Here is a 9,846-nt window from a genome sequence, read left to right as displayed (position 1 = left end):
GCGGCGTCGAAGCACTCGCTCGGCGAGGCCGGCGCCACGATCGGGACCGGGGCCTCGCCGTTGCGCCCGTACATCGCCTGGAGCAGGTCGGCCTGCTCGGTCTTGGTCGGCAGGCCCGTCGAGGGGCCGCCGCGCTGGACGTCGAGGATCAGCAGCGGGAGCTCGAGCGCGACCGCCAGCCCGATCGTCTCCGACTTCAGCGCCACCCCGGGCCCCGACGTCGAGGTGACCCCGAGCGCGCCGCCGAAGGACGCACCGAGGGCCGCGCCGACGCCCGCGATCTCGTCCTCGGCCTGGAACGTCGTCACGCCCATGCCCTTGTGCTTGGACAGCTCGTGCAGGACGTCCGAGGCCGGGGTGATCGGGTAGGTGCCCAGGAACACCGGCAGCTTCGCGAGCTGACCCGCGGCGACGACGCCGTAGGCCAGCGCGAGGTTCCCGGTGATCTGGCGGTAGGTCCCCCTGGGCAGTGCCGCGGGGGCGACCTCGTAGGTGACGGCGAACGACTCGGTGGTCTCGCCGTAGTTCCACCCGGTGCGGAACGCCAGGATGTTCGCCTCGGCCAGCTCGGGCTTCTTGGCGAACTTCTCGCGCAGGAACGCCTCGGTGCCCTCGGTGCCGCGGTGGTACATCCACGACAGCAGCCCGAGCGCGAACATGTTCTTCGCGCGCTCCGCGTCCTTCTTGCTCATCCCGGTCGGCTCGAGCGCGGTGCGCGTCAGCGTGGCCATCGCGACCTCGTGGACCTGGTAGGGCGCCAGCGAGTCGTCCTCGAGCGGGTTCGACTCGTAGCCGACCTTCGCCAGGTTCCGCTTCGTGAACTCGTCGGTGTTCACGATCAGGACCCCGCCGTGGGGCAGGTCCTTCAGGTTCGACTTCAACGCCGCCGGGTTCATCGCGACGAGGACGTCGGGCCGGTCGCCCGGGGTGAGGATGTCGTAGTCGGCGAAGTGGAGCTGGAAGCTCGACACGCCCGGCAGGGTCCCGGCAGGGGCACGGATCTCGGCCGGGAAGTTCGGCAGCGTCGCGAGGTCGTTGCCGAAGGCGGCGGCCTCGGAGGTGAAGCGGTCACCGGTCAGCTGCATGCCGTCGCCGGAGTCGCCGGCGAAGCGGATGACGACGCGGTGGGTCTGCTTGACCTCGGTCTGCCGGATCTCGCCGTGTGCCACCAGGTGGTCCGGGAGCTCCGCCCCGACCTCGGTGTCCGTGCTCATCGAGCGACCCAACCCCTTCCAGGACCCCGGGCACCTGCCCGGGCCTCGCGCGTGGCGCGTGGCGTCCTCCCGGCCGATCCCCCCTGCGGTCCGGCGTCGGGCGACCACACCAACATCCCACGTTAACCGCGTGGTGATCCGCAGTGGTTGCCACCCGCTGCGGCTCTCAACACACTTGACCGAACAAGCCCCGACCGGGGCCCTAGCGGCGTCGGCGCACCCGCTCGAGGCCGGCCCGGAACGCCGGCGAGTGCAGCGACGTGAGCTGGGGCCCGACCTCGACGTCGACCGCCGCGCCGTGGTCGGCGAGGTCGCCGGTGGCCCGCACGCTGGCCTTGGTCGCGACGACGAGATCCCGCGGCGCCCGCGCCGAGTGTCCCGCCATCCGCAGTGCCTCGAGGACCGCGGGGGAGCGCGTGGCCGTGCCGTCGTGGTCGGCCGGCGGCGCCGGCATCTCGCCGGGCACCCGGCGCAGGGCCAGCCCGCACGCCACCGCGGCCGCGGCGTCGAGCCCCTCGCCGCCGAGCAGCATCGCAAGCGTCGTCTGCGACCCGACCAGCCGCTGCGTCATCCACGTCATGCCCCCGCCGGGATGCAGGCCGAGGCGCAGGAACCCGGGCTCGAAGCGCGCGGTGTCCCCGGCCAGGCGGATGTCGGCCGCGAGCGCGACGTTGATCCCCGCGCCGACGGCCGGCCCGTCGACGGCGGCGATGGTCGGCAGCGGGCAGGCGGCGAGGGCGAGGAAGCCGGCGTAGACCGCCTTGATGGCGGCCTCGCCGTCGGCGCCCTCCGACCCGCCGATCGCCGCGAGCTCGTCGAGGTCGCCCCCGGCGCAGAACGCCGGCCCGCGGTCGGCGGCGCCGGTGACGACGACGGCGTGCACCGTCTCGTCGGCGACCACCGCGTCGAGGGCCTCGACGAGGCGGTCGGAGAGCGCGCGGGACATCGCGTTGCGCCGCCGCGGGTCGCGCAGGGTCAGCAGCGCGGTGACGCCGCTGCCCTCCGCCGGGTCGTCCGGGGGGAGGTACTCGACGAGGACGGCGGGGTCGTCAGTGCTGTCTGCCACGTCCGACATCGTGCCGAAGCCGGTTAGCGTGCGCACATGACCCAGGCGCGCCCCCGCTCCCTCGACGTCCCCGAGGACGCGACGATCCCGCCCCGCCACCCGAAGGCGCCGGGCGTCGGGGAGCGGACGCCGCCCCACAACGCGGCGTGTCGCGGGTGCGCGGACGTGCCCGGCGGGCTGCACGTCGAGTCCTGGGTCGACGACGACCGCGGCGAGGGTGGCGAGCCCGGTCACGGTGTCGCGGTGCGCAGCCGGATGCTCGTCACCGAGGACATGCAGGGCGGGCCAGGCCTGATCCACGGCGGGTTCCTCACCGCCGCCTTCGACGAGTGCCTGGGGGCGGTCCCCGCCCTCGTCACCCGCGCGTGCGTCACGGCGCGGCTCGAGACCGACTTCCGCGCGCCGGTGCCGGTCGGCACGACGCTGTGGCTGCGCGCGCGCCTGGACGGGGTCGCCGGCCGCAAGTTCTTCGTCAGCGCCGAGGCCCGCCTCGACGCCGCGGACGGGCCGCTCGTGGGCACGGCGCGGGCACTGTTCGTCCAGGTCGGCCTCGAGCACTTCCTGCGCCACAGCCGCCCCGAGGACCTCGAGGCGCTCGGGGTGCCCGCCGACCGGATCCGCGACGCCCGCGCCTGAGGCCCCCGCCCCGGAACGGACGGCCCGCGCCGCACGTTGGACCCGGTGGACGAGCCGGTCGTGGTCCACCGGCTCCGCGGCGGAAGGGGACCCACGGTGCGCAACGGGCTGAAGACCGCCCTCCTCCTCGGGGGCCTGAGCGCGTTCATCCTCCTCATCGGCTCGCTGTTCGGCCGGGGCGGGCTGCTGATCGCCCTGCTGGTCGCGATCGGCGTCAACGGCTACTCGTACTTCTTCTCCGACCGCATCGCGCTGCGGGCGATGCACGCCGTGCCGGTGACCGAGGCCGAGCAGCCCGGCATGTACCGGATCGTCCGCGAGCTGGCCTCCGCGGCCCACCAGCCGATGCCCCGGCTCTACGTGAGCCCGACCGAGGCGCCCAACGCCTTCGCGACCGGACGCAGCCCGCGCCACGCGGCCGTGTGCGCGACCACCGGCATCCTGCGGCTGCTCGACGAGCGGGAGCTGCGCGGCGTGCTCGGCCACGAGCTCTCCCACGTCTACAACCGAGACATCCTCATCTCCTCGGTGGCCGGCGCCCTGTCGAGTGTCGTGACCTTCGTCGCGCTCGGGGCGCAGCTCTTCGGCGGCAACCGGAACTTCCTGGCCACGATGCTGCTGGCCCTCGTCGGGCCGGTGGCCGCCGGGATCGTGCAGATGGCCGTGAGTCGCACCCGCGAGTACCAGGCCGACGCCAGCGGCGCCGACCTCACGCACGACCCGCTGGCGCTCGCGTCCGCGCTGCACAAGCTGCAGTACGGCACCCAGATCGCACCGCTGCCGCCGGACCCCGAGCTCGTCTCGCAGTCGCACCTCATGATCGCGAACCCGTTCCGGCCGGGCGAGGGCGCCTCGAAGCTCTTCTCGACCCACCCGCCGATCGAGGACCGCATCGCGCGGCTGCAGGCGATGGCCCGTCACGGCTGAGTCCGCCGGGGCCCGACGAGGTCCGCGACGTGCAGGAACGCCTCCGGGTCGACGTCCTCGGGGGCCGGGATCCGGTGCAGGCGCTCCGTGGTCGGCGGGCCGCCCGAGGGCCCGCGCCGGTGTCGGCGCACCGCGGCGAGCCGGTACCGGCCCCGCATCGGGACCGGGACGGGTGCGTCGATCCCGACCAGGTCGACGTCGAGGTAGAACGACCCCTCGACGAACACCAGGCGCCCGGGCTCGAGGTGCTCGGGGTCCTCGAGCCCCGCGCCGTTGACGACGACCTCGCGGTCCCCGACCTCGAGGATCTCCACGCCGACCGCGCCGCCCTCGTCCCGGAAGACCCGCGGTTCGCCGATCACGCCGCACGCCCCGACGATCCCGAAGGGCCCGGCCTCCCAGGCGGTGCGCGGCCGGCACCGCAGGTCCTCGACGGTGCTCAGGTAGAGGACCGGCGCCACCTCCAGGGACTCCCCGACCCCGACCACCGGGAGCCGACCCGCGCCCAGGTGCTGCGGCTGCAGCTGCACCGTCGTCACCTCCCGCACCCGCGCCTGCGTCCTCGTCGTCCAGCCGGCGTGCGTGCACGCGTCGGCACTCACGACCCGCTGCCCTCGTGGCAGCCCGCGAGCGCCGCCGACGGGCGGTCCTCGCGCTCGGGCACGAGGTCCGCGACGTACACCGCGTCCTCCGACACCTCGCCGGGGCCGGGGAACTGCGGGAGGAGGACCGGGCCGATCGGCCGGTACGCCGTGCGGCGGTAGCGCCGCACGGCGGCGACCCGGACCCGGCGGCGACAGAGCGCGACGGCCTCGCCGTGCCCCGTCCCGGCGTCGAGCATCGGGTCGAGGTACAGCGAGCCCTCGACGTGCAGCGGGCCGTCCCCCTCGGGCGGCTCCGTGGCCGCCCAGTTGACCGGGACGAGCCAGCCGGCCGCGTCGAGGACGTCGATCCGGCACGAGCACCCGGTGGCCGGGTCGAGCGGCACGGCGGTGACCTGGCCGCGGGCGTCCACGCACCCGAACTCGTCGACCGACCAGTGGGGAGGCGGGACCGAGCCGTGGAACGGCCCGGTCTCGTGCAGGACCCCGGCGTACACGGCCGGGACGACCTCCAGGACGTCCCCGACCCGGGCCCGGGGCAGCGCCCCCTCGATCAGCAGGTGGGGGAGCAGCTGGACCGTCAGCGCCCCCGGGACGCGTCCCGGTGCCCGCCGCTGCGCGGGCGCCCGGCCCGCCCGACGTCGCGTCTTCCTCGCCGTCCTCGCCATGTGGTCCTCCCGGTGCCGCTGGGCCTCGTCAGGGGCTTGGAGACCCGGGGGCGCCGATCGGTTCCGTCTTTTTTTCCGCCACGACGCGCGCCGCGCGGCCCGGGCGGGAAGACAGTCGCCATGACCGCCGCCTACGGCCCGCACGGGTCGAGCCTGCGCGACCTGCCCCGGCTGCGGCGCAGCCGCCGTCGTCGCAGCTCCAGCTGGGACCGGACCGGCGGCAACGACGACCGCGTCCACCTCGGACCCGGCCGGAGCGCGACCCTGCTCGACGTGTCCGGGGCCGGCGTCGTGACCCACCTCTGGATGACCGTGGCGACGCCGCGCTCGCCGCGCAATCCCCGCGGGCGGCGCGCCGACCTGCTGCGCCGCCTCGTCCTGCGGATGTGGTGGGACTCCGAGGAGCACCCGAGCGTCGACGTGCCCCTCGGCGACTTCTTCGGGGTCGGGCACGGGCGCACCACGAACTTCGTCTCCGCGCCGCTGCAGATGAGCCCCGAGGACGGCAAGGCGCTCAACTGCTGGTTCGCGATGCCCTTCGCGGACGGCGCCCGGATCGAGCTCGTCAACGAGGCGCCCGAGGAGGTCTGGGCCTACTTCTACGTCGACCTCGAGGAGCTCGACGAGGTGGGCGAGGACCTCGGGCGGTTCCACGCGCAGTGGCGCCGGGAGCGGACCCGCGGGGTGCGGCCCGGGTGGTCGAACGCGGACTACCAGTTCGGAGGGGTGAACCTGACGGGCGACGACAACTACACGATCCTCGAGGCCGAGGGGCACGGGCACTACGTCGGGTGCGTGCTCAACGTCCGGCCACACCGGCGGCGGCGCTGGAACTGGTACGGCGAGGGCGACGACATGATCTTCGTCGACCAGGAGCGCGGCGAGTGGCCCCCGACGCTGCACGGCACCGGCACCGAGGACTACGTCAACACCGCGTGGTGCCCGACGCAGCCCCAGTCCGCGCCGTACCACGGCGTGACGCTGCCGGGCGGGCGGAACTGGCGCGGGCCGGTCTCGCTGTACCGGTTCCACGTCGAGGACCCGGTGGTGTTCGAGCGCTCGATCCGCGTGACCATCGAGCACGGGCACGCCAACCGCCGCAGCGACGACTGGTCCTCGGTCGCCTACTGGTACCAGGCGGAGCCGCACGTGCCGTTCACGCTGGCTCCGCTCGCCGAGCGCCTGCCCTGATCGGCGCGACCACCGGTCGGCGATCAGCACCGGGCACCGCCGGTGACGGTGGGCGACGTCCACGACCCGCCCCGTGCCACGCTCTGGGCCGTGGCGGGACGTTGGGTGTGGGTCGTCGGTCCGGACTGCTATCTCGACGAGGACGGGCGCGAGCACGCCAAGCTCAGTCCCGGCGCCCCCGCGATGCGCTGGGCCTGCCACCGGGACACCCGCCGCGGCGACCTCGCGGTGCTGTACCGCTCGCGCCGCGCCAAGGACCTCGCCTACCTGTTCCGCGCGACGTCGGACGCGGTGCACGAGGACGTGCCCGACCGGCCGTGGAACTGCGAGGCCGAGGTGCTCGAGCGCTTCCCCCACCCCGTCCCGCTGGCCGAGCTGCGCGCCGACCCGGTGACCGCGTCGTGGCCCGCGCTGCGCGCGTCGTTCGTGCGCACCGGGGCGCCGGTGCCCGACGACGTCTGGGCGCGGCTCATGGAGATGCGCGGATGACCGACCGGGTCCGGCTCTCCAAGCGCATGTCGCGGGCCCTGCGCCACGACCCCGGCCGGCTCGGGCTCGAGCTCGACGACGAGGGCTGGACCTCGCTCGACGCCCTGGCCCGGGGCCTGAGCGCCCCCGGGAACCCGGTGACGCGCGCCGACGTCGAGGACGTCGTGCGCCACGGCACGAAGCAGCGCTACGAGCTCGACGGCGAGCGGATCCGGGCCCGCTACGGGCACTCGGTCGAGGGCCGCGTCGAGCTGCCCGTCGGTGACCCGCCGCCGGCGCTCTTCCACGGCACGGCCCCGCGGACGGCGGACGTGGTCCTGCAGGAGGGCCTGCGCCCGATGGGCCGGCAGTTCGTGCACCTGTCCGCCGACGAGGAGACCGCGCGCCGGGTCGGGGCTCGTCACGGCGGACGTCCGGTCGTGCTGGTCCTCGACACGCTCGCCGCGGCTGCGTCCGGGGTCGTCTTCCGTCACGGCAACGAGGACACGTGGCTCGCCGACGAGGTCCCGGCGCGCTTCCTGCGCCGCGTGGACTGACGGTCCCCCGGTCCCCTCAGCGGTCGGCGCGGCGCTGGGCCTCGGCGAGGAAGTGCGCGGTGTCGGCGGTGGCGGGGTAGAGGCCGCGGTAGTGCCGGTGGAACTCGTCGTGCAGCGCGCGCGCCCCGGGGTCGGGCTCGACGGTGTCGACGACCGGGTTCCACGCCCGCACGTCGTCGGCCGCACCGACCGCGGCGGCGGCGAGGAAGGCGTCCCCGAGCGCGGCGCCGGTGGTGTCGGCCGGGACGTCCTGCGGCAGGCCGGTGACGTCGCTGACGATCCGCGTCCACAGCCCGCCGCGGGTGCCGCCGCCGACGGCGACCAGCCGGGGTGACGCCGGGCCGCCCGCGTCGGCGAACACCTCGAGGTTGTGGCGGACGCCGTGCGCGATGCCCTCGAGGGCCGCGCGGTAGAGCTCGGCGCGGCCGTGGGCCGTCGTCAGGCCGACGACGACGCCGCGGGCGTCCGGATCGAAGATCGGCGTCCGTTCGCCCGCGAAGTAGGGCAGGAGCAGCAGTCCGCGGCTCCCGGCCGGCACGTCCGCGGCCGCCTCGACGAGCTCGTCGTAGCCGCGCCCGGTGAGGTCGCGCAGCCACGCGGTGATCGCCCCCGACGTCGCCATCCCGGCGGCTGTGGTGAAGGAGCCGGCGGCGACCCCGCGTGTCGACCACAGGTTCCGGTGCCGCGCCGGCGCGTCCGTGACCTGCACCAGGAACATCGTCGTGCCGTACATGACCATCGTGTCGCCGGGGTCGCGCACCCCCGCGCTCACCGACTCCGCCCAGGCGTCGACGGTCCCGACGGTGACCGGCGTGCCCGCACGGAGGCCGGTCGCGGCGGCGGCGTCCGCGGTGACCGTCCCCGCGATCTCGGTCGGCCACAGCAGCCGCGGCAGCGCCAGGCCCGGCGCCACCGTCCCCGCCCAGTCGTGGGCCCAGTCCGCGGCGTCGAGGTCGTACATCGGGTCGCACTGGCTCGCGGAGTGGTGGTCCAGCACGTACTCGCCGGTGAGCCGGTGCACGAGGAACGAGCTGGCCATCAGGAAGAGCCGGGTCGCGTCGTAGACGTCGGGCTCGTGCCGGGCGAGCCAGCGCCACTTCGGGCCGACGGCCTGGCTCGACAGCGGCGTCCCGGCGCGGCGCAGGATCGCGTCGGCGCCGAGCTCGTCGGTCAGCTCCGCGATCTCGGCGGTCGCGCGGGTGTCGACGCCGTAGAGGATCGCCGGGCGCAGCGGCCGCCCCTGCCCGTCGGCGGGCAGCAGCACCGGCCCGATGCCCGACACCCCGACCGCGTCCGGCTGGTCGCGTCCCTCCAGCAGCTCACGGACGAGGGCCCGGACGTCGGACCACCAGACGGCCTCGGCGTCGTGCTCGACCCAGCCGGGATGCGGGAACGACGTCGCGTGCTCGACGTCGGCCCGTCCGACGACCGTGCCGTCCGCGTCGACGAGCACGCCCTTCGACGACGAGGTCCCGATGTCGATCCCGAGGAACGTCACCGACCGGACCCTAGGCGCCGCCGTCGGGCCGCGGGCCGACGAGCGCGCCGCGGGGCTCGAGCGCACCCCGCACGGCCATCACCACCGGCCACACGCTCATCGCGACGAACGTGATGCGCTCGGACAGCCCGTACCAGGTCCCGCTCGTGACCATCTGCACCGTGAACCACGCGAGGAGCACGACGAGCACCGCCGAGGCCGCCGCGGACGCCCGGCGCCACGCTCGCGCGGTCGACGGCGACGCCGCCACGGTCAGCGGCCACGCGGCGAACCCGGCCCACGCGAGCGCGCCGGACGCCATGTGCACCCACGACACCCCGGACGCGGGTTGCGGGAAGAGCGCGGAGGCGACGAGGAAGCCGCCGCCGAGCCCGAGGAGCACGCGTCCGTGCCCGGGCACCCGCCGCAGGCCCGCCGCGACCGCGACGTAGGTCAGTCCGGCCGTGAGCACCGTCGTGGTCACGATCCAGCGGTCGGCGGCGCCGAGGCGCGCGAGCGAGCTCAACGAGGAGCGCAGGGGGTCGGCCGCGGGCCGGGCGGCCTGGGCCGCGACGAGGCCGGCGACGAAGACCACCGGTGGGACCAGGGCGAGCACGACCGTCCACCGGTCCGTCGAGCCGAGCCTGCGGGTGCCCATCGCCACCCGGATCGGCCAGACCGTCTGCGCGAGCAGGACGACCCGTTCCGCCACGCCGAGCCAGGTGCCGTCGGTCCAGGCCTGCGCGCACACCCAGGCCCCGGCCGCGGCCATCGTGGCGACGGCCACCAGCGAGCCGACCCGCAGGCGCGGTTCGCCCAGCAGCCCGAGTGGCCACGTCGTCAGGGCGACGCACCCGGCCACCGTGCACGCCATGTGCACCGCGGAGCTCCCGACGGCGGGCTGCGGCGCGAGCCCGGTGGCGGTCGCGGCCACCGCGCCGACGGCGAGCACCCACCGACCCGGTCGCGGTGCCCGCAGCCCCGCCGCGACGGCCAGGTAGAGGAGGCCGAGCAGGATGAGCGTGGTGGTCATGACCCAC

11 protein-coding genes are annotated in these 9,846 nt (G+C 75.3%); 5 read left to right on the top strand and 6 right to left on the bottom strand.

Going from position 1 to position 9,846, the window contains the following annotated elements; translation table 11 throughout:
• Together AC0CYZ_RS15210 and AC0CYZ_RS15205 are read right to left on the bottom strand one after the other, a co-directional pair.
• Positions 1-1,214: 2-oxoacid:acceptor oxidoreductase family protein (locus AC0CYZ_RS15210; protein WP_472216747.1), on the bottom strand; the 1,214-nt coding region annotated here is incomplete at its 3' end.
• A gap of 202 nt (positions 1,215-1,416) precedes the next feature.
• The gene (locus AC0CYZ_RS15205; protein WP_472216745.1) at positions 1,417-2,289 is read right to left on the bottom strand and encodes an enoyl-CoA hydratase-related protein; all 873 of its coding nucleotides are present in this window, start codon (positions 2,287-2,289) and stop codon (positions 1,417-1,419) included.
• Between the two features lie 27 nt (positions 2,290-2,316).
• Here AC0CYZ_RS15205 and AC0CYZ_RS15200 point away from each other — a divergent pair, with 27 nt between their 5' ends.
• Entirely contained in the window at positions 2,317-2,916 is a 600-nt protein-coding gene (locus AC0CYZ_RS15200) for a PaaI family thioesterase (RefSeq protein WP_472216743.1), read from the top strand.
• 45 nt (positions 2,917-2,961) lie between these two features.
• Entirely contained in the window at positions 2,962-3,843 is an 882-nt protein-coding gene (gene htpX / locus AC0CYZ_RS15195) for a zinc metalloprotease HtpX (RefSeq protein WP_472216741.1), read from the top strand.
• Here htpX and AC0CYZ_RS15190 read toward each other — a convergent pair.
• Positions 3,834-4,445: a hypothetical protein gene (locus tag AC0CYZ_RS15190; RefSeq protein ID WP_472216739.1), complete on the bottom strand. Its 612-nt coding sequence runs from the start codon at positions 4,443-4,445 to the stop codon at positions 3,834-3,836. The genes htpX and AC0CYZ_RS15190 overlap by 10 nt on opposite strands.
• The gene (locus tag AC0CYZ_RS15185) at positions 4,442-5,113 is read right to left on the bottom strand and encodes a hypothetical protein (RefSeq protein ID WP_472216737.1); all 672 of its coding nucleotides are present in this window, start codon (positions 5,111-5,113) and stop codon (positions 4,442-4,444) included. Before AC0CYZ_RS15185 ends, AC0CYZ_RS15190 begins: the two co-directional genes overlap by 4 nt.
• A 120-nt stretch (positions 5,114-5,233) precedes the next feature.
• On the opposite strand from AC0CYZ_RS15185, the gene AC0CYZ_RS15180 reads away from it, so the two are divergent.
• The 3 genes from AC0CYZ_RS15180 (at position 5,234) to AC0CYZ_RS15170 (ending at position 7,329) form a co-directional block, all read left to right on the top strand.
• The gene (locus tag AC0CYZ_RS15180) at positions 5,234-6,304 is read left to right on the top strand and encodes a glycoside hydrolase family 172 protein (protein WP_472216735.1); all 1,071 of its coding nucleotides are present in this window, start codon (positions 5,234-5,236) and stop codon (positions 6,302-6,304) included.
• A 90-nt stretch (positions 6,305-6,394) separates the two neighbouring features.
• A complete protein-coding gene (locus AC0CYZ_RS15175; protein ID WP_472216733.1) occupies positions 6,395-6,793 on the top strand; it encodes an EVE domain-containing protein in 399 nt (132 codons plus the stop codon).
• Entirely contained in the window at positions 6,790-7,329 is a 540-nt protein-coding gene (locus AC0CYZ_RS15170; RefSeq protein WP_472216731.1) for an RNA 2'-phosphotransferase, read from the top strand. The genes AC0CYZ_RS15175 and AC0CYZ_RS15170 overlap by 4 nt, the downstream gene beginning before the upstream one ends.
• A 16-nt stretch (positions 7,330-7,345) precedes the next feature.
• On the opposite strand, the gene AC0CYZ_RS15165 is transcribed toward AC0CYZ_RS15170, so the two are convergent.
• Together AC0CYZ_RS15165 and AC0CYZ_RS15160 are read right to left on the bottom strand one after the other, a co-directional pair.
• Positions 7,346-8,827 (bottom strand): FGGY-family carbohydrate kinase, encoded by a 1,482-nt coding sequence (locus tag AC0CYZ_RS15165; RefSeq protein WP_472216729.1) that lies wholly within the window; start codon positions 8,825-8,827, stop codon positions 7,346-7,348.
• Positions 8,828-8,837: 10 nt separating this feature from the next.
• Positions 8,838-9,846: DUF998 domain-containing protein (locus AC0CYZ_RS15160; RefSeq protein ID WP_472216727.1), on the bottom strand; the 1,009-nt coding region annotated here is incomplete at its 5' end.

This window comes from Actinomycetospora sp., from assembly GCF_055612215.1.
Note: the sequence above shows the minus strand (reverse complement) of the source record. Positions and strands in the feature narration are given on the sequence as shown.